The organism is Mycolicibacterium sp. P4_G11, assembly GCF_056555145.1.
Genome location: NZ_JBFUJW010000015.1, coordinates 1 through 17,557 on the forward strand (window position 1 = coordinate 1; position 17,557 = coordinate 17,557).

General features: G+C 67.6%; 19 protein-coding genes and 1 rRNA gene. 17 read left to right on the plus strand and 3 right to left on the minus strand.

Annotation, left to right across the window (positions count from 1 at the left end):
• Positions 1-176 precede the first annotated feature (176 nt).
• The 7 genes from rrf (at position 177) to recN (ending at position 6,027) form a co-directional block, all read left to right on the plus strand.
• Positions 177-290, plus strand: a 5S ribosomal RNA gene (gene rrf / locus AC1U2B_RS26330).
• 201 nt (positions 291-491) lie between these two features.
• Entirely contained in the window at positions 492-1,325 is an 834-nt protein-coding gene (locus tag AC1U2B_RS26335) for a tetratricopeptide repeat protein (protein WP_418001533.1), read from the plus strand.
• The gene (locus AC1U2B_RS26340) at positions 1,294-2,346 is read left to right on the plus strand and encodes an HAD-IIA family hydrolase (RefSeq protein WP_480219102.1); all 1,053 of its coding nucleotides are present in this window, start codon (positions 1,294-1,296) and stop codon (positions 2,344-2,346) included. The genes AC1U2B_RS26335 and AC1U2B_RS26340 overlap by 32 nt, the downstream gene beginning before the upstream one ends.
• Positions 2,347-2,354: 8 nt before the next feature.
• Positions 2,355-2,525: a hypothetical protein gene (locus tag AC1U2B_RS26345; protein WP_480219103.1), complete on the plus strand. Its 171-nt coding sequence runs from the start codon at positions 2,355-2,357 to the stop codon at positions 2,523-2,525.
• 6 nt (positions 2,526-2,531) lie between these two features.
• Complete coding sequence (locus tag AC1U2B_RS26350) at positions 2,532-3,341, plus strand: TlyA family RNA methyltransferase (protein ID WP_480219104.1); 810 nt, start codon at positions 2,532-2,534, stop codon at positions 3,339-3,341.
• Complete coding sequence (locus tag AC1U2B_RS26355) at positions 3,338-4,261, plus strand: NAD kinase (RefSeq protein ID WP_260938368.1); 924 nt, start codon at positions 3,338-3,340, stop codon at positions 4,259-4,261. Before AC1U2B_RS26350 ends, AC1U2B_RS26355 begins: the two co-directional genes overlap by 4 nt.
• Positions 4,261-6,027, plus strand: a complete 1,767-nt coding sequence (gene recN / locus AC1U2B_RS26360) for a DNA repair protein RecN (protein WP_480219239.1) — start codon at positions 4,261-4,263, stop codon at positions 6,025-6,027. Before AC1U2B_RS26355 ends, recN begins: the two co-directional genes overlap by 1 nt.
• Here the strand turns inward: recN and AC1U2B_RS26365 are convergent, their stop codons facing one another.
• Positions 6,028-6,915 carry a pyridoxamine 5'-phosphate oxidase family protein gene (locus AC1U2B_RS26365; RefSeq protein ID WP_480219105.1) on the minus strand — a complete coding sequence of 296 codons (888 nt, stop codon included), beginning with the start codon at positions 6,913-6,915 and terminating at the stop codon, positions 6,028-6,030. It lies immediately after the preceding gene.
• An 8-nt stretch (positions 6,916-6,923) separates the two neighbouring features.
• Positions 6,924-7,385, minus strand: coding sequence for a VOC family protein (locus tag AC1U2B_RS26370; protein WP_133762793.1), 462 nt, complete (start codon positions 7,383-7,385; stop codon positions 6,924-6,926).
• A gap of 139 nt (positions 7,386-7,524) precedes the next feature.
• Between AC1U2B_RS26370 and AC1U2B_RS26375 the strand changes: the two genes are divergently transcribed.
• From AC1U2B_RS26375 to AC1U2B_RS26405, 7 genes are all read left to right on the plus strand, one after another.
• Positions 7,525-8,046 carry a CGNR zinc finger domain-containing protein gene (locus AC1U2B_RS26375; protein ID WP_480219106.1) on the plus strand — a complete coding sequence of 174 codons (522 nt, stop codon included), beginning with the start codon at positions 7,525-7,527 and terminating at the stop codon, positions 8,044-8,046.
• A 100-nt stretch (positions 8,047-8,146) separates the two neighbouring features.
• On the plus strand, positions 8,147-9,331 hold the full coding sequence (gene steA, locus AC1U2B_RS26380) for a putative cytokinetic ring protein SteA (RefSeq protein WP_043398752.1): 1,185 nt from the start codon (positions 8,147-8,149) through the stop codon (positions 9,329-9,331).
• Between the two features lie 7 nt (positions 9,332-9,338).
• Entirely contained in the window at positions 9,339-10,280 is a 942-nt protein-coding gene (locus AC1U2B_RS26385) for a copper transporter (RefSeq protein ID WP_480219107.1), read from the plus strand.
• 135 nt (positions 10,281-10,415) lie between these two features.
• The gene (locus AC1U2B_RS26390; protein WP_480219108.1) at positions 10,416-12,179 is read left to right on the plus strand and encodes a CTP synthase; all 1,764 of its coding nucleotides are present in this window, start codon (positions 10,416-10,418) and stop codon (positions 12,177-12,179) included.
• A complete protein-coding gene (locus tag AC1U2B_RS26395) occupies positions 12,172-12,786 on the plus strand; it encodes an NUDIX domain-containing protein (RefSeq protein WP_480219109.1) in 615 nt (204 codons plus the stop codon). Before AC1U2B_RS26390 ends, AC1U2B_RS26395 begins: the two co-directional genes overlap by 8 nt.
• Entirely contained in the window at positions 12,786-13,754 is a 969-nt protein-coding gene (gene xerD / locus AC1U2B_RS26400) for a site-specific tyrosine recombinase XerD (RefSeq protein WP_480219110.1), read from the plus strand. The genes AC1U2B_RS26395 and xerD overlap by 1 nt, the downstream gene beginning before the upstream one ends.
• A 32-nt stretch (positions 13,755-13,786) precedes the next feature.
• A complete protein-coding gene (locus tag AC1U2B_RS26405) occupies positions 13,787-14,152 on the plus strand; it encodes a DUF1622 domain-containing protein (RefSeq protein ID WP_480219111.1) in 366 nt (121 codons plus the stop codon).
• On the opposite strand, the gene AC1U2B_RS26410 is transcribed toward AC1U2B_RS26405, so the two are convergent.
• Positions 14,140-14,874: an O-methyltransferase gene (locus AC1U2B_RS26410; RefSeq protein WP_480219112.1), complete on the minus strand. Its 735-nt coding sequence runs from the start codon at positions 14,872-14,874 to the stop codon at positions 14,140-14,142. The genes AC1U2B_RS26405 and AC1U2B_RS26410 overlap by 13 nt on opposite strands.
• Positions 14,875-15,015: 141 nt before the next feature.
• Here AC1U2B_RS26410 and AC1U2B_RS26415 point away from each other — a divergent pair, with 141 nt between their 5' ends.
• Genes AC1U2B_RS26415 through scpB form a run of 3 tightly spaced genes read left to right on the plus strand, consistent with a single transcriptional unit; the run spans position 15,016 to position 17,557 of the window.
• Complete coding sequence (locus AC1U2B_RS26415) at positions 15,016-15,915, plus strand: ParA family protein (RefSeq protein ID WP_480219113.1); 900 nt, start codon at positions 15,016-15,018, stop codon at positions 15,913-15,915.
• Positions 15,916-15,938: 23 nt separating this feature from the next.
• Positions 15,939-16,781 (plus strand): segregation/condensation protein A, encoded by an 843-nt coding sequence (locus tag AC1U2B_RS26420; protein ID WP_418005905.1) that lies wholly within the window; start codon positions 15,939-15,941, stop codon positions 16,779-16,781.
• Positions 16,778-17,557, plus strand: a complete 780-nt coding sequence (gene scpB, locus AC1U2B_RS26425; RefSeq protein WP_480219114.1) for an SMC-Scp complex subunit ScpB — start codon at positions 16,778-16,780, stop codon at positions 17,555-17,557. Before AC1U2B_RS26420 ends, scpB begins: the two co-directional genes overlap by 4 nt.

Below are 17,557 nucleotides of genomic sequence, written 5' to 3' on the forward strand. Positions count from 1 at the left end.
ACCGGCCGAAAACTTACACACACCAAAAAAGAACCAATTGTGTGTAAACAAGAACATTGCACATCGTGCCCGCAACCACTATTCACGACACAAAAGTCGAACAGACCACACCCCACCACCAAATAACACCCCCAAAGGGTGCTAAACGGGCCGGTGGAGGCGTAATTAAATAGAGTTACGGCGGCAACAGCGGCAGGGAAACGCCCGGTCCCATCCCGAACCCGGAAGCTAAGCCTGCCAGCGCCGATGATACTGCCCTGCACGGGCGGAAAAGTAGGACACCGCCGAACACAAATTAGGAATCACCCCCCACATTTATGTGGGGGGTGATTCTATTTGAGGAATTTTTATTTCTCAGCTCGGAAATAGGCCCCGGGCCGGCCGCCGATGGGTTCGGCGCCGGTGCGCGGATGGAGAGTTTCGCGGGCAAAGTTCGGCCAAGGACATGTCGGGCCGTATTCTGACCTGAGATTTCGTAGGGAAAGGTTCCAGTGGTCGACAACAGGCAGGGCGACGATCGTCGCCCCTCGCGCAGGGACGATGGCGACGCACGGCGAGGACAGCGGCCTCAGCGTGACCGCCCGCAGGGACCCAGGCGGCCCGGCTCCGATCGGAACGGCCGGCCACCTCAGTCCCGTGATGGCGCGTCGACGTCGGATCGGCCGGCTGGCCCCAGACTGCCCGACGATGTCGAAGCCAAGCAGCTGTCGCCCGAGGTCCGTCGCGAGCTGACGACCCTCGACAAGGCGACTGCCGACTATGTGGCCAAGCACCTGGTCATGGCCGGCGATCTCATCGAAGAAGATCCTGAAGCAGCACTTGAGCATGCGCGGGCCGCGCGCGCTCGTGCGTCGCGCATCGCCGCAATCCGCGAAGCCGTCGGCATCGCGGCCTATTACTGCGGGGACTGGGCGCAGGCCCTGTCCGAGCTGCGCGCGGCGCGACGGATGGGGAGCAAGTCTCCGCTACTTGCCCTGATCGCCGACTGTGAGCGCGGTGTCGGCCGTCCGGAGCGCGCCATCGAGTTGGGCCGCAGTCCCGAAGCCGAGCAGCTCACCGGTGATGACGCCGACGAACTGAAGATCGTCCTGGCTGGCGCGCGGTGCGACCTGGGGCAGCCGGCTCAGGCGCTGGCGCTGCTGTCGAACCCGCCGCTGGATTCCACGCGCACGGGCCAGACCGCGGCGCGGCTGTTCTACGTGTACGCCGAGACGCTGCTCGCCCTCGACCGCACGAATGACGCACTCCAGTGGTTCCTTCATGCGGCTGCCGCGGACCTGGAAGGCGTCACGGATGCCGAGGACCGCGCCGCCGAATTGGGCTGACGTGACGATGCTGGCACTGCTGCACGACTGTCTGCTCCTGGATCTCGACGGCACGGTCTTCCGTGGGCATGAGGCCACTGAAGGAGCTGTCGACGCGCTCGCCGCGGTCACGTCCCGCAAGCTCTACGTCACCAACAACGCGTCGCGAAGCCCGGCGGAGGTGGCCGATCACCTCGACGCGCTCGGCTTCTCCGCGCATGCCGACGATGTGGTGACCAGCGCCCAGAGTGCGGCACACCTATTGGCGCTGCAGCTGCCGCAGGGCGCGAAGGTCCTGGTCATCGGAACCGATGCGCTGGTGACTGAGGTCGCCAACGTCGGGCTGCTTCCCGTACGGCAATTCTCCGACGACCCCGTCGCTGTGGTGCAGGGACATTCGCCGCAGACCGGTTGGGCCGACCTCGCCGAGGCGGCGTTGACCATCCGGGCCGGCGGTCTCTGGGTGGCGGCCAATGTCGACAAGACGCTGCCGTCGGAACGTGGTCTGCTGCCGGGCAACGGGTCGATGGTCGCTGCGCTGCAGACCGCCACCGAACAGGTGCCTCAGGTCGCCGGCAAGCCGCAGCCGACGTTGATGAACGACGCCCTGGCCCGCGGCCGGTACGAGACCCCACTGGTGGTCGGGGACCGGCTCGACACCGATATTTCGGGAGCCAACGCCGCCGGTCTGCCGAGCCTGATGGTGCTGACCGGCGTGAACACCGCAGCCGACATGGTGCATGCCATCCCCACTGAGCGTCCCGATTACGTGGCGCCGGATCTGCGCTCGCTCGCGACTCCTGCGGACGTGCTGCGGATCGGGCCGCACCCCGCGTGGCAGGTCGAGATGTCGGGTGATGACGTCACGGTGCACGCCACCGGCGAACCGATCGATGACGCACTGTCGGTGGTCCGGGCCACCGCCGTCGCGGTATGGGCCACATCCACGAACGGTCGGGTGCGGATCTCGGCCGGCGACGACACGGCACGCGCGGCATTGGATCAGTGGTCGCTGCTCGACGGCACCGATCCGCTAGCGTGAACATCGCTATGAGTACCGATCCTGACCAGATCCGCGAAGACATCGCGGTCCTGCTGTCCCACCTCCCGGATCTGTCCGGCGAAGGTTACGAGACCCCGGACCTCGAAGCTGTCGCGGCGGGTTTGGACCACGCCCACAATCTGCTGGTCCGGGCCCTGGAATCGGTCGAGAAGGGGTGATCGCACGTGACGCGACGCGCACGTGTTGATGCTGAACTCGTCCGGCGGGGGCTCGCCCGGTCGCGTCAACAGGCTGCCGAACTGATCGAGGCCGGCCGCGTGACCATCGACGGCATGCGAGCATCGAAAGCCTCGACCGCGGTCACGCCCGCGGCCAATCTCCTGGTCGCCGAATCTGCCGAACGCAGTTGGGTGTCCCGCGGTGCCCACAAGCTGATCGGTGCCCTCGATGCGTTCGGCGTCTCGCCGGAGGGACGGCGCTGCCTGGACGCTGGGGCCTCTACCGGGGGTTTCACCGAGGTGTTGTTGGACCGTGGCGCGCGCGAGATCGTCGCCGCCGACGTCGGGTATGGCCAGTTGGCCTGGTCATTGCGGTCCGATGATCGCGTCATCGTCATGGAGCGGACCAACGTGCGGGAGCTGACGGCCGAGGCCATCGGCGGGCCGGTCGACCTGGTGGTGGCCGATCTGTCGTTCATCTCTCTGGCCACCGTCCTACCGGCACTGACCGCATGTGCGTCGGCCCAAGCCGATATCGTTCCCATGGTGAAGCCGCAGTTCGAGGTGGGCAAGGATCGAGTCGGAGCCGGTGGTGTGGTTTCCGACCCGGAATTGCGCGCCGATGCCGTGTTGACGGTGGCGCGGCGGGCCGCTGAACTCGGCTGGCACGCAGTCGACGTCACGGCCAGCCCGCTGCCTGGCCCGTCCGGCAACGTGGAGTTCTTCCTGCGATTGCGGGCCACCGCTGATCAACCGCTCGAGGGTGACGCGCTGGTCGCCGCCGTCGGCCGCGCCGTCGCCGAGGGGCCGCAGTGACGCGCGAACGCACCGTCCTGCTGGTGATCCACACCGGGCGCGACGAAGCCACCGAGACCGCGACCCGGGTGGAAAAGGTACTGGGCGACAACGGAATCGGCTTGCGTGTCCTCGCGGCCGAGGCCGTCGACCGTGGTGCCCTGCACCTGGCGCCGGACCACATGCGGGAACTCGGAGTCGACATCACGGTCGTCGATCCCGACCAACACGCGGCCGAGGGCTGCGAACTGGTCCTGGTACTCGGTGGCGACGGCACTTTCCTGCGGGCCGCGGAACTGGCCCGCAATGCCGAGATCCCGGTGGTCGGGGTGAACCTGGGGCACATCGGCTTCCTGGCGGAAGCCGAGGCCGAGGCCATCGACCACGTCCTCGAGCGCATCATCGACAAGGACTACCGCGTCGAAGAGCGGATGACGCTCGACATCGGGGTCCGGGTCGACGGCGAGATCGTGCAGCGGGGCTGGGCCCTCAACGAGGCCAGCCTGGAGAAGAGCAGCCGGTTCGGTGTGCTGAGTGTGGTGCTGGAGGTCGACGGCCGGCCGGTTTCGGCGTTCGGCTGCGACGGTGTGCTGGTCTCGGCCCCCACCGGGTCGACGGCGTATGCCTTCTCCGCCGGCGGCCCGATTCTGTGGCCGGACCTGGAAGCAATCCTGGTGGTACCCAACAACGCTCACGCGCTGTTCGCCCGTCCCATGGTGACCAGCCCGGACGCTGCGATCGCGATCGAGGTCGAATCAGGCAACAATGACGCCATGGTGTTCTGCGACGGCCGTCGCCAGATGGTGGTCCCGGCCGGCGGCCGGCTGGAGGTCACCCGGTGTCACACGTCCCTGAAATGGGTTCGTCTCGACAGCGCCCCGTTCTCTGATCGTTTGGTGCGCAAATTCCGGTTGCCGGTGAAAGGGTGGCGCGGCCAGTAATGCTGACCGAGATCCGCATCGAGGCGCTGGGCGCCATCAGTGCGGCCACTGCCGAATTCGGGCGTGGCCTGACTGTGCTGACCGGGGAAACCGGTACCGGCAAGACCATGGTCGTGACGAGCCTGCATCTACTGGGCGGTGCGCGGGCCGATGCCAGCCGGGTGCGCTCGGGCTCCGCCCGCGCGGTGGTCGAAGGCCGTTTCACCACAACAGAACTCGGTGACGGGGTCTCCGAGCGGGTCGACGGGATCCTGGAAGCCTCGGGCGCCGACCGGGACGACGACGGCAGCGTCATCGCCGCGCGGTCGGTCAGCAAGGACGGGCCGTCGCGCGCCTACCTGGGCGGCCGCAGTGTGCCGGCGAAGTCGCTGGCCACGTTCACCACCGAACTGCTCGCCCTGCACGGACAGAACGATCAGCTGCGCCTCATGCGCCCCGACGAGCAGCGCGGCGCGCTGGACCGCTACGTCGACGTGACCGGGCTGCTGGCGAAGTACCGCAAGCTGCGTGACGAATGGCTCACGGCACGTAGAGATTTGATCGACCGGCGTAACCGGGCGCGGGACCTCGCGTTGGAAGCCGACCGGCTGCAGTTCGGGCTGGGGGAGATCGACGCCGTTGCGCCGGAAGCGGGCGAGGACGACGCGCTGGTAGCTGATATCCGCCGGTTGTCCGAACTGGACGCGCTGCGCGACGCGGCGCAGACCGCACGCGCGGCACTGTCCGGGGAGCTCGGTGACGGCCCGTCGGACGACGCCGCCTCCGCACTGGATGCCGCCGCGCAGGCCAAGTCCGCGTTGTCGGCGACGGACGACTCCGTCCTGCGCGCCCTCGGCGACCGGCTGAGTGAGGCGCTTGCGGTGATCGGCGACGTGTCCGGCGAACTCGGTGACTACCTGTCCGAGTTACCCAGTGACGCAAGCACTTTGGAATCCAAGCTGGCCCGCCAAGCCGAGCTGCGCATCCTCACCCGCAAGTACGCCGCCGATATCGACGGGGTGCTGCAGTGGGCTGCCGACGCCCGGCAGCGGCTGTCGCAGCTCGACGTCTCCGAAGAAGCCCTGGCTGAACTGCAGAAGCAGGTCGACGAACGGCACGACAAGGTCGTGCTGGCCGCTGCCGAGGTCACCAAGGCGCGAACCAAGGCATCGAAGTCCCTGGCCAAGGCGGTGACCACCGAGCTGGCAGGCCTGGCGATGGGCGGCGCCGGCTTCAGCATCGCGGTCTCGCCGCTCGAAGCGCGCGCCGACGACAGCGCACCGTTGACCTTGCCGGACGGCACCGCGGTGCATGCCGGTCATGACGGCGTCGACGCCGTCGAGTTCGGCTTCACGCCGCACAGCGGTTCGGACGTGCTGCCGCTGGCCAAGAGCGCCTCGGGCGGTGAGTTGTCCCGCGTGATGCTGGCGCTCGAGGTCGTTTTGGTCGCATCGCGCACGAATTCGATGGGCACCACCATGGTGTTCGACGAAGTCGACGCCGGTGTCGGTGGCCGCGCCGCGGTGCAGATCGGTAAGCGGCTGGCCCGGCTGGCCCGCACGCACCAGGTCATCGTGGTGACGCACCTACCGCAGGTCGCCGCCTACGGTGACGTGCACCTGGTGGTGGAGAGCGGCCCGAAGTCGAGTCGCGTGGTCCGCCTCGAGGACGACGACCGGGTCGCCGAGTTGGCCCGCATGCTGGCCGGACTCGGCGACACCGACAGTGGCCGCGCGCACGCCCGCGAGTTGCTGGCGGCGGCCCAGCAGGAGCATGCCGCGCCCTAGTCAGTCAGGGTTCGCGGGTGACAGCTCTGCCTGGCCCCACCGCAGCGGGCTGACGTCGGTCAGCTCGATCACCTCGTCGACGGTGAATTCCACTGAACATTGGGAGCCCGCGACGCCGCCGTCCCACACGATCTCGGCGGTGCCGGTGAGCTGGAGGGTGGTCCCGGTCTCCCAGTCCGGTATCAGCAGTCCACAGCGCGGGTTAGCGCTGATGTTGCCCAGCGTCATGAACATCGAGTTCCCGCGATAGTCCGGCCACCGCAGCCGGTTCGGCGAAAGCACCTGCAGGAAGCCCGGATTGCCGCCGCGGTGCGACGCATCGGCGTTCCCCTCCGGATCGGCCGATCCGATGAAGAACGTGTCGGCGCGCGCGACGATCCGCTGTAACCGTTCGTCGAGCACATCGGCGCTGCGAACGACCGCGGGAGATGCCACGTCCGCCACCTCGTCTATGTGCCTGCGCGAGATGTATTTCGGGCAGTTCGAGTACACCTGGTCGGGGTGGATACGCAGTCCGGACTCGGCCGGTTGGACGCTGCCGTTCACCCGCATGCGGCGTCGGGTCTGCGGTTCGATCGCGATCATGCCGACCTGCTGACCCGGCCGGCGCAGGACTTCGTGGAGCGGGTCGCCCGGGACGGGGAGGGCGTCGACCGCGATGGTCTGGTCGTCGTCGGCGTGCACGAAGCCGGCGGGGCCGGTGACCAGGCTGGCCCACACCCGGCCGGCGTCGTCGGTCGCGGCGAGCACGATCATCGGCTGCTCGGACAGGAAGGCCGCCGCGGCGGCCGGAATCTCCGTACGGATCATCCGGCCGACGCGGGCGGCGATCTCCGCCTGTCCCATGCGCCGCTGCACTGCCAGCTCACCGGCGTGGTAGGCATTCATGGCGCGGCTCAGAAGAATCCGCAGGTGGGGGCGGCGCCGCTCGGCGCCGGTGCGGCCTGCGCGCCATTCGGTGCGTAGATCTCCAGCCGGATGCCGTCGGGGTCGGTGAAGAAGATGCCGCCCGACGCCGCGCCTTCTCCGTGCGCCACCACGCCGTCATGGGCGAAGGTCACACCCAGCTCCTTGAGCGCGGCCTCCACGGTCTGAACCTGCTCGATGGTGTCGACCTGGAACGACAGGTGATGCAGGCCCGGGCTGCGGGTGGAGAACGCGCCGTCGCTCTGCTGCCACAAGGTCAGCCGCAGGGTGCCCTCGGAACCCAGGAAGGCGAAGCGGTGCTCGCCCTCGTCGCTGATGCCCAGCTGTTCGAAACCCAAAGCGCGGCGGTAGAAGTCGACGGATCGGGACAGGTCGGTGACGTTGAGTCCGACATGCCCGGGGGCGAGTTTGGGTGTGATGGCGGTGGTCATCGGTTCCTCCGTTGTAACTAGTTAACTGACATTTGAAGGTTAGAATCAGTAGCGCAACGTGTCAACCACCAAAATCAAAATAGATGGTTAGTGGACTGTCGGGAGGCTGTCGATGCAGGAGAGGCGGTTAATCTCAGCTATGCGTGATCCGCGCCCGCATGTCGGCGAACCCCTCGCGCTGGACCTGCTGAACACCCGGTGGATGTCGGCGGACGGGCCGCAGGATCTCCTCACCGATGTGGCGGGGCTCCGATGTTGGCTGGTCGCCAACGATCTCGTCGACCGGTGCGGCGCCGACGAGAAAACCCGGACGGCATTGGTGCGCGCTCGCGAGGCGATTCTGCAGGTGGTCACCGACGGTTCGGCTGACGAATTGAACGCAGTCCTGGACCACGGTCGCATCCGACGGACCCTCGCCGACTCCGGGCCGCAGGACGACGTGGAGGTGCCGCGATCTGAGTGGCTGCCGGGCTGGCTCGCCGCGGACAACCTGCTGCAACTGCTGGCCGAGTCGGCCGGGCGGATCAAGCAGTGCGCGCACCCGCATTGCGTCCTGTGGTTCTACGACACGTCGAAGAACGGCACCCGGCGCTGGCACTCGATGACGACCTGTGGCAACCGCGCCAAGGCTGCTCGGCACTACGCGGCGAAGCGAGATTGAGACCGATTGGCTGTTACAGATGTGACAAAAGAAAACTTCTGAGGCTGATGTTACGGCGCGCCTCCACCTCTACTTGAGGGTTCATCGCCAGAATCGACGCATGAAGATGGCAGCGCTGCTCACCCGAAATGCCGGACCGAAGCCGGGCGTGACTGGAACCGCCCGCGTTGACCGCGACATCGACCGACTGCTGCGCCGCGTCGGTCCGGGGGACATCGTCATCCTCGATGCACTGGACCTCGACCGCATCACCGCCGACGCGCTGGTCGAGGCCGAGGTCGCCGCAGTGGTGAACGCATCGTCGTCCATCTCCGGCCGTTACCCGAACCTGGGCCCGGAAGTGCTTGTCGCCAACGGAGTTACGTTGATCGATGAGACCGGCCCCGAGGTCTTCAAGAAGGTCAAGGACGGCGCCAAGGTGCGGCTGCACAACGGCGGCATCTACAACGGCGACCGTCGCCTGGTCCTCGGCAACGAGCGCAGCGACGAGCAGATCCACGAGATGATGCACGAGGCCAAGAGCGGTCTCGTCGCGCACCTGGAGGCGTTCGCCGGCAACACCATCGAGTTCATCCGCAGCGAGAGCCCGCTGCTGATCGACGGCATGGGCATCCCGGACATCGACGTCGACGTGGCTCGTCGGCACGTTGTGGTCGTGACCGACGACCCCAGTGCCGAAGCCGACCTGAAGGCCATCAAGCCGTTCATCAAGGAGTACCAGCCGGTGCTCGTCGGCGTCGGGGGCGGCGCGGACGTACTGCGCAAGGCCGGCTACCGGCCCGCGCTGATCGTCGGCGACCCCGAGGAGATGAGCGCCGACGTATTGCGCTCCGGCGCCCAGGTGGTGCTGCCGGCCGACGCCGACGGTCACGCCAAAGGCCTTGAGCGCATTCAGGATTTAGGTGTCGGCGCCATGACCTTCCCGGCCGCCGGCTCGGCTGCGGACCTGGCGCTGCTGCTCGTCGACCACCACGGCGCCGCGCTGATCGTCACCGCCGGCCACCGCGCCAACATCGAAGAGTTCTTCGACCGCACCCGGCAGTCGAGCACACCGTCGACGTTCCTGACCCGCCTGAAGGTGGGGGAGAAGCTGGTCGACGCGAAAGCCGTTGCGACGCTGTACCGCAGTCGGGTCTCCGGCGGCGCCATCGCGCTGCTGGTGCTGGCGATGCTGGTGGCCGTCATCGTCGCGCTGTACGTCGCGCGCGCGGACGCCACCGTCTTGCACCTGGTGACCGACTACTGGAACCGCTTCCTGCTGTGGGCCCAGGGTCTGGTGAGCTAGCCGCACGATGATTTCCCTACGCTCGCATGCAATCTCACTGGCCGCGGTGTTCCTCGCGCTGGCCATCGGGGTGATGCTCGGTTCCGGCCTGTTGTCCAACACGTTGTTGTCGGGATTGCGTGACGACAAACACGAGTTGCAGAACCAGATCAACACCCTGACCGATGACAAGAACGCGCTGAACCAGAAGCTCAGTGCGGCAGGCGAGTTCGATGCCCAGATGTCGCCGCGGATGGTGCGCGACGCGTTGGCGGGGAAGTCGGTCGTGGTGTTCCGTACCCCGGACGCCGTCACGGACGACGTCGATGCGGCCACGAAACTGATTGCGGCCGCAGGTGGTTCGGTCACCGGGACCGTCGCGCTGACTCAGCAGTTCGTGGACGCCAACGCCTCGGAGAAGCTGCTGTCGGTGGTGAACTCGCCGATCGTGCCGGCCGGGCGTCAGCTCAGCACCCGGACCATCGACCAGGGCTCCCAGGCCGGCGACCTGCTCGGCATCACCCTGCTGCGGGACCGCAATCCGGCTGTGCTGCCTGTCGACGACATGCAGCGCGACACCGTGCTGGCCACGCTGCGCGACACCGGGTTCATCACCTACGGCAACCAGCGCATCGGGGTCGCCGACAGCGTGCTGATCGTCACCGGCGGTGCCCTGGGCGACGACGCCGGTAACCGCGGGGCCACAGTGGCCCGACTGGCCTCGGGCCTGGCGCCGCACGGTGCGGGCACGCTGGTGGCAGGCCGGGACGGCTGCGCCTCGGGCACCGCGGCGGTCGCGGTCGTGCGCTCCGACGCCGGACTGTCCGGCGCGGTCGGCACCGTCGACGACATCAACAGCCAGGCCGGCCGCATCACCGCCGTCCTGGCGCTGCAGCAACTCATCTCCGGCGGTCATCCGGCGCAGCTCGGCATCGGTCGCGGTGCCAGCTCGGTGACCGTCCTGCAATAACCCGCCGGCCGTGGCGACCATCACCGGCGCGTCAGCTTCAGCTCGCGCCGGTCGGTGATAGGGTGAAATTCCGTGGGTCGGCAGGCCCCCAGGTAGCTCGACCGCTACCGTGCCCCATCACCACGGAGGTCATTCTTGGCATCGCTACGCAGGCACCCACAGGCCGCGACGAAGCATATTTTTGTCAGCGGCGGGGTCGCTTCCTCGCTCGGTAAGGGTCTGACCGCCAGCAGTCTTGGCCAATTGCTCACCGCGCGTGGTTTGCACGTGACGATGCAGAAGCTGGACCCCTACCTCAACGTCGATCCCGGCACCATGAACCCGTTCCAGCACGGCGAGGTGTTCGTCACCGAGGACGGCGCCGAGACCGACCTGGACATCGGCCACTACGAGCGCTTCCTGGACCGCAACCTGTCGCGCTCGGCCAACGTCACCACCGGCCAGGTGTACTCCGAGGTCATCGCCAAAGAGCGCCGCGGCGACTACCTCGGCGACACCGTCCAGGTGATCCCGCACATCACCGACGAGATCAAGAGCCGCATCCTCGAGATGGCGCTGCCCGATGCCAAGGGCAAGCGCCCCGACGTGGTCATCACCGAAATCGGTGGCACGGTAGGCGATATCGAGTCGCAGCCGTTCCTCGAGGCGGCCCGCCAGGTCCGCCACGACGTCGGCCGGGAGAACGTCTTCTTCCTGCACGTGTCGCTGGTGCCGTACCTGGCGCCGTCGGGCGAGCTGAAGACCAAGCCCACCCAGCACTCGGTGGCCGCGCTGCGCAGCATCGGTATCACCCCGGACGCGCTGATCCTGCGCTGCGACCGCGACGTGCCGGAGCCGCTGAAGAACAAGATCGCGCTGATGTGCGACGTGGACATCGACGGCGTCATCTCGACGCCGGACGCTCCATCCATCTACGACATCCCCAAGGTGCTGCACCGCGAAGAGCTGGACGCCTACGTGGTGCGCCGGCTCAACCTGCCGTTCCGCGACGTGGACTGGTCCGAGTGGGACGACCTGCTGCGCCGGGTGCACGAGCCCAAGGAGACGGTGCGAATCGCCTTGGTGGGCAAGTACATCGACTTGTCCGACGCCTACCTGTCGGTGGCCGAGGCGCTGCGCGCCGGTGGGTTCGCCCACCACTCGAAGGTCGAGATCCGCTGGGTCGCCTCCGATGACTGCGAGACCGATCAGGGTGCGGCTGCCGCGCTCGGCGACGTGCACGGCGTCCTGATCCCCGGCGGCTTCGGCATCCGCGGCATCGAGGGCAAGCTCGGCGCGATCAGCTATGCCCGTCGCCAGCGGCTGCCGCTGCTGGGCCTGTGCCTCGGGTTGCAGTGCATCGTCATCGAAGCCGCCCGGTCCGTGGGCATCAGCGGCGCCAACTCGGCGGAGTTCGACGAGCACACGCCGGACCCGGTGATCGCCACCATGGCCGACCAGCGCGACGCGGTGGCCGGCGAGGCCGACCTCGGTGGCACCATGCGCCTCGGTGCCTACCCGGCCGTGCTGCAGGCGGATTCGATCGTGGCCCAGGCGTACGACGCCACCGAGGTGTCCGAACGCCACCGGCACCGCTACGAGGTGAACAACGCCTACCGCGACCGCATCTCCGAGAGCGGGCTGAAGTTCTCCGGCACCTCGCCGGACGGGCAGCTGGTCGAGTTCGTCGAGTACGACGCCAACCTGCACCCGTTCCTGGTCGGCACGCAGGCGCACCCGGAGCTCAAGAGCCGCCCGACGCGTCCGCATCCGCTGTTCTCCGCGTTCGTCGGGGCGTCGCTGGACTACAAGGCCGCCGAACGGCTGCCACTGGAAGAGGCCGACTCCGAGGTGCACGGCAACGGATCACATGCGGAGGGTTCGGACGACGCCGAGCAGCTGCAAGAATCCCGTGGCTGAACACGATTTCGCCACGCTTTCGAGCGAAACTGTTTACGTAGGAAAGATTTTCGCGTTGCGGGCCGACGAGGTCGCGATGCCCGGTGGTGGCTCGGCGCGCCGTGAGGTGGTCGAGCACTACGGGGCCGTCGCGATCGTCGCGCTCGACGGGGAGGGGAACCTGGTACTGGTGTACCAGTACCGGCATCCGATCGGTCGGCGGCTGTGGGAGCTGCCCGCCGGGCTGCTGGACATGGGCGACGAGCCGCCGCACCTCACCGCGGCACGCGAACTCGAAGAGGAGACCGGGCTGGCCGCCGAACACTGGCAGCCGCTGATCGACGTCGACTCGGCGCCCGGATTCAGCGACGAGAGTGTGCGCATCTTCCTGGCGACCGGGCTCACCGAGATCGGCCGTCCGGACGCGCACGACGAAGAAGCCGACCTGGTGGTCAAACGGGTTCCACTGGCCGACGCGGTGCAGATGGTGTTCGACGGCGAGATCGTCAATGCCCTTGCGGTGGCCGGGATTCTGGCCGCCGCACACCGGCCGGCCGACTTGCGTCCGCTCGACGCGCCCTGGATCGACCGGCCGACCGCGCTGCGCACCCGGCGGGATCAGGACTGATGACGCCGGCGGCCTCGGCGTCCATGGGGGTCCGTTCGCGACTGGAGCAGCAGGTCCAGGGCTACCTGAACCACCTCAGCATCGAGCGGGGCGTCGCGGCCAACACCCTGAGTTCCTACCGACGTGACATCCGCCGGTACACCGCGCACCTGGCCGGCCGCGACATCGACGATCTGGGTGCGGTCACAGAGACCGACGTCAGCGAGTTCCTGGTCGCGTTGCGGCAGGGCGATCCGGAGAACGGCGTCGTCGCGTTGTCGTCGGTCTCTGCCGCGCGGGCCGTCATCGCGGTGCGCGGGCTGCACAAGTTCGCCGCCGCCGAAGGCCTCACCGACATCGACGTCGCGCGCGGCGTGAAGCCGCCGACACCGGGCCGACGACTGCCCAAGAGCCTCAGCTACGACGACGTGCTGGCCCTGCTGGACGGTGCCGGCGGTGACAGCGACGCCGACAACCCGCTGACACTGCGCAACCGCGCGCTGCTGGAACTGCTGTATTCGACCGGAGCGCGCATCTCCGAGGCGGTCGGCCTCGATCGCGACGACGTCGACACCGAGTCGCGGTCGGTGATGCTGCACGGTAAGGGCGGCAAACAGCGGCTGGTGCCGATCGGCCGCCCCGCTGTCACAGCGCTGGACACCTACCTGGTTCGGGGCCGTCCCGACCTGGCGCGCCGCGGCAAGGGCACACCGGCGATCTTCCTCAATGCGCGCGGCGGCCGGTTGTCCCGGCAGAGCGCCTGGCAGGTGCTGCAGGATTCGGCCGAGCGGGCCGGCATCACCGCGGCGGTCTCGCCACACACGCTGCGTCACTCGTTCGCCACGCACCTGCTCGAAGGCGGCGCCGACGTGCGCGTCGTACAGGAGTTGCTCGGCCATGCGTCGGTCACCACGACGCAGATCTACACGCTGGTGACGGTCAGCGCGCTGCGCGAAGTGTGGGCCGGGGCGCACCCGCGCGCCAGATAAGGATGACGATCGGCCGGCGTTAGCATCCGGTGATGGCCTTCTACGACATCATCGAGACGACCGGCAAGGTGATCGATGCTGTCGGTGTCGCGGTGATCGTGGGTGGTGCCGTCATCGCTTTGGCGGCATTGGTCGGTCGTCTGCGCGGCCCCGAGGGCGGCGCCTACGACGCATTCCGCAGGCAGCTCGGCCGCTCGATCCTGCTCGGGCTCGAATTCCTGGTCGCGGCCGACATCATCCGGACGGTGGCCGTCACCCCGACCGCGCAGAGCGTCGCGGTTCTGGCCGGCATCGTCGCCATCCGGACCTTCCTGAGCTTCTCTCTGCAAGTCGAGATGACCGGTTCGTGGCCGTGGCAGCGTCCGGCCCGGCCGCTGGGCGGCAGTCAGCCCAAGTAGTCCGATTCGAGCACCAGGTCGGGCAGCAGATGTTGGTACTCGACGTGAGTGGGGTGCTCCACTGTGTTCCAGGTCTTGCCCTGCTGGTCAGTCATGTACGCCCGGTACTTCGGCGCGCCGGGCACCTTGACGTTGTCGGCGACGACGACGGCGCCGCGGCGCAGCCAGCCGCGCTCCATGATCGCCAACAAGTCATCGAGGTAGGCGCTCTTGTCGTGGTCGATGAACATGAAATCGAGGTTGCCCGGCCCGAACCCGCGCTCGGCCAGCCGGTCGAGGGTGTCGCCCCTGTCGCCGATGGTGCCGACCACGCAGGTGATGCGGTCCGCGACGCCGGCATGAGTCCAGATGCGGTGGGCGATCTCCGCGTTGTCGGCCGACAGTTCGACCGTGAAGATGTGCGCGTCCGGGGCGGTGCGGGCCATCAGCAGCGCGCTGTACCCGCAGTAGGTGCCCAGCTCCAGGACCCGCTCTGGGTTGGCACGGATCACCGCGGATGCCAGGAGTTGTCCTTTTTCGTCGCCGACATTGACCAGCATCGACTGTTCCCGAGCGAACCTGTCGATGGTGGCGAGGACGTCATCGACGTCGCCGCGCCGGGCATTTGCTTCCACGTAGGCCGCCGCGGCGGCCTCCCGGCCGTCGCCGAATTGTCCTGTCTGGATGAACTTGCGCATCCCCAGCGCCATCTGCACGAACGACCACCGCTGCTTCCAGCTCATAGTTGACACATTAGGACAGCGGGTCTGCCGTCGTCAGCGGCGTGGCACCGTTAAACTTGCCCGGATGTTCGCTATGGGAGTCACGCCGCTGATCGGCGACACATGACCGATGTCCCAACAGGCTTGGGGGGTCTGAGCCCGATGGAACCGGTTTCGTTGTCGCTTGATGTCGATGGCTCGGCCACGCCCGCAGATCCAGAACCCGCGATCGGTCTGACCGGACGGCCCGCGCGATACATCCCGGAGCCCAAACCCAAGAGCGTGCACGGCCCGGCCAAGGTCATCGCGATGTGCAACCAGAAGGGCGGCGTCGGCAAGACCACGTCGACCATCAATCTGGGTGCCAGCCTGGCCGAATACGGCCGCCGGGTGCTGCTGGTCGACCTCGATCCGCAGGGTGCGCTGTCCGCTGGTCTCGGTGTCCCGCACTACGAGCTCGAGCACACCGTGCACAACCTGCTCATCGAACCGCGGGTGTCGATCGACGACGTGCTGATCAACACCCGGGTCAAGGGCCTGGACCTGGTGCCCAGCAACATCGACCTGTCCGCCGCCGAGATTCAGCTGGTCAACGAGGTCGGCCGCGAGCAGACGCTGGCCCGCGCGCTGTATCCCGTACTGGACCGCTACGACTACGTGCTGATCGACTGCCAGCCGTCCCTCGGACTGCTCACGGTCAACGGCCTGGCCTGCTCGGACGGGGTGATCATCCCGACCGAATGCGAGTTCTTCTCGCTGCGCGGCCTGGCACTGCTGACCGACACCGTCGACAAGGTCCGTGATCGGCTGAACCCCAAACTCGACATCAGCGGCATCCTGATCACCCGGTACGACAACCGCACCGTCAACGCGCGTGAGGTCATGGCGCGGGTCGTGCAGCGTTTCGGCGATCTGGTGTTCGACACCGTCATCAGCCGGACCGTGCGCTTCCCGGAGACCAGCGTCGCCGGTGAACCGATCACCACGTGGGCCCCGAAATCCGGTGGTGCCCAGGCGTACCGGGCATTGGCGTCTGAGGTCATCGACCGGTTCGGCGCGTGATTTCGGACGTCGACGTCTCTGATGTGGCCGGGGACGCGGCGCCGGCGGATCCGGCGACCGATCAGCCGGAGGAGAAGAAGGTCGGATTCCAGGTCAAGCTCACCAACTTCGAGGGCCCGTTCGACCTGCTGCTGCAGCTGATCTTCGCGCACCGGTTGGACGTCACCGAAGTGGCGCTGCACCGGGTCACCGATGAGTTCATCGCGTACACCAAGGAGATCGGCAGCCAGCTGGAGCTGGACGAGACGACCGCGTTTCTGGTGGTCGCGGCGACGCTCCTGGATCTGAAGGCCGCCCGGCTGCTGCCCGCCGCCGAGGTCCACGACGAGGAAGACCTGGCGCTGCTGGAAGTCCGCGACCTGCTGTTCGCGCGGCTGCTGCAGTACCGCGCGTTCAAGCACGTCGCCTTGATGTTCGCCGAACTCGAAGCCGCGGCCATGCGCAGCTACCCGCGGGCGGTCACTCTCGAGGACCGGTTCACCGAGCTGCTGCCCGAGGTGATGCTGGGCGTCGACGCCGATCGGTTCGCGCAGATCGCGGCGACGGCGTTCACGCCGCGTCCGGTGCCGTCGTTGCGGGTCGATCACCTGCACGTGCAGGCGGTATCGGTACCCGAGCAGGCGATGAAACTCATGGGCCTGCTGCAGAATCGCGGTGTCGGGGAGTGGGCGTCGTTCACCGAACTGGTCGCCGACTGCGATGGCGGGATGGAGATCGTCGGGCGGTTCCTGGCGCTATTAGAGCTCTACCGTGCCAAGGCGGTAAACTTCGAGCAGATTGAACCGCTTGGAGTGCTGCAAGTTTCGTGGACCGGGGAGCGGCCGACGAACGAGCATCTGGCAGCGGCGGTGGAAGAAGACTCATGACAGACAACGACGCGGTGATTACCGCGGATAGCAGCGTGGGCGAGGACGTCGACCCTGTCGCCGGTGTGACCGAGGAAGCCGTCGGCACTGAAGGTGACGCACTCGACACCGCCGCTGACGATTCCAGCGACGGGATCGACACCGAGATCACCGATGACGAACTGGGCTCGGCTCTGGAGGCCTTGCTTCTGGTGGTCGACACCCCGGCCCCGGTCGATTCTCTGGCGTCCGCACTGGACGAGCCGATCGAGCGGGTCGAGGGCAAGCTGCGCCGGATGGCCGCGGACCTGGCCGAGCGCGGCAGCGGCATCGACCTGCGCGAAGCCGGCGGCGGCTGGCGGATGTACACCCGCGCCCGGTACGCGCCGTATGTCGAGCGACTGATTCTCGACGGCTCGCGGTCGAAGCTGACCCGAGCGGCGCTGGAGACGCTCGCGGTGGTGGCCTATCGGCAGCCGGTGACCCGCGCCCGGGTGAGTGCGGTGCGTGGCGTCAACGTCGACGCCGTGATGCGGACCCTCGCCGCCCGCGGGCTGATCATCGAAGCCGGTACCGATTCCGATAGCGGTGCAACAACTTTCGCAACCACGGAACTGTTCCTGGAGCGGCTCGGGCTGAACTCGCTGGCCGAGCTACCGGAACTCGCCCCGCTGTTGCCGGACGTCGACGTCATCGACGACATCACTGAAACCCTCTCTGAGGAGCCGCGTTTCGCCAAACTCGGCGGAACCCCTGCGCCGGCGGAGCCGGCCAAATTCGACGTAGATCGGGACTGA

Excerpts from the sequence above, each read along its gene's own strand:
- AC1U2B_RS26340 (WP_480219102.1), top strand. The coding sequence starts at position 1,294 with ATGCCGAGGACCGCGCCGCCGAATTGGGCTGACGTGACGATGCTGGCA.
- AC1U2B_RS26345 (WP_480219103.1), top strand. The coding sequence starts at position 2,355 with ATGAGTACCGATCCTGACCAGATCCGCGAAGACATCGCGGTCCTGCTG.
- recN (WP_480219239.1), top strand. The coding sequence starts at position 4,261 with ATGCTGACCGAGATCCGCATCGAGGCGCTGGGCGCCATCAGTGCGGCC.
- AC1U2B_RS26365 (WP_480219105.1), bottom strand. The coding sequence starts at position 6,915 with ATGAATGCCTACCACGCCGGTGAGCTGGCAGTGCAGCGGCGCATGGGA.
- AC1U2B_RS26370 (WP_133762793.1), bottom strand. The coding sequence starts at position 7,385 with ATGACCACCGCCATCACACCCAAACTCGCCCCCGGGCATGTCGGACTC.
- AC1U2B_RS26375 (WP_480219106.1), top strand. The coding sequence starts at position 7,525 with ATGCGTGATCCGCGCCCGCATGTCGGCGAACCCCTCGCGCTGGACCTG.
- steA (WP_043398752.1), top strand. The coding sequence starts at position 8,147 with ATGAAGATGGCAGCGCTGCTCACCCGAAATGCCGGACCGAAGCCGGGC.
- AC1U2B_RS26385 (WP_480219107.1), top strand. The coding sequence starts at position 9,339 with ATGATTTCCCTACGCTCGCATGCAATCTCACTGGCCGCGGTGTTCCTC.
- xerD (WP_480219110.1), top strand. The coding sequence starts at position 12,786 with ATGACGCCGGCGGCCTCGGCGTCCATGGGGGTCCGTTCGCGACTGGAG.
- AC1U2B_RS26405 (WP_480219111.1), top strand. The coding sequence starts at position 13,787 with ATGGCCTTCTACGACATCATCGAGACGACCGGCAAGGTGATCGATGCT.
- AC1U2B_RS26410 (WP_480219112.1), bottom strand. The coding sequence starts at position 14,874 with ATGAGCTGGAAGCAGCGGTGGTCGTTCGTGCAGATGGCGCTGGGGATG.
- AC1U2B_RS26415 (WP_480219113.1), top strand. The coding sequence starts at position 15,016 with ATGGAACCGGTTTCGTTGTCGCTTGATGTCGATGGCTCGGCCACGCCC.
- scpB (WP_480219114.1), top strand. The coding sequence starts at position 16,778 with ATGACAGACAACGACGCGGTGATTACCGCGGATAGCAGCGTGGGCGAG.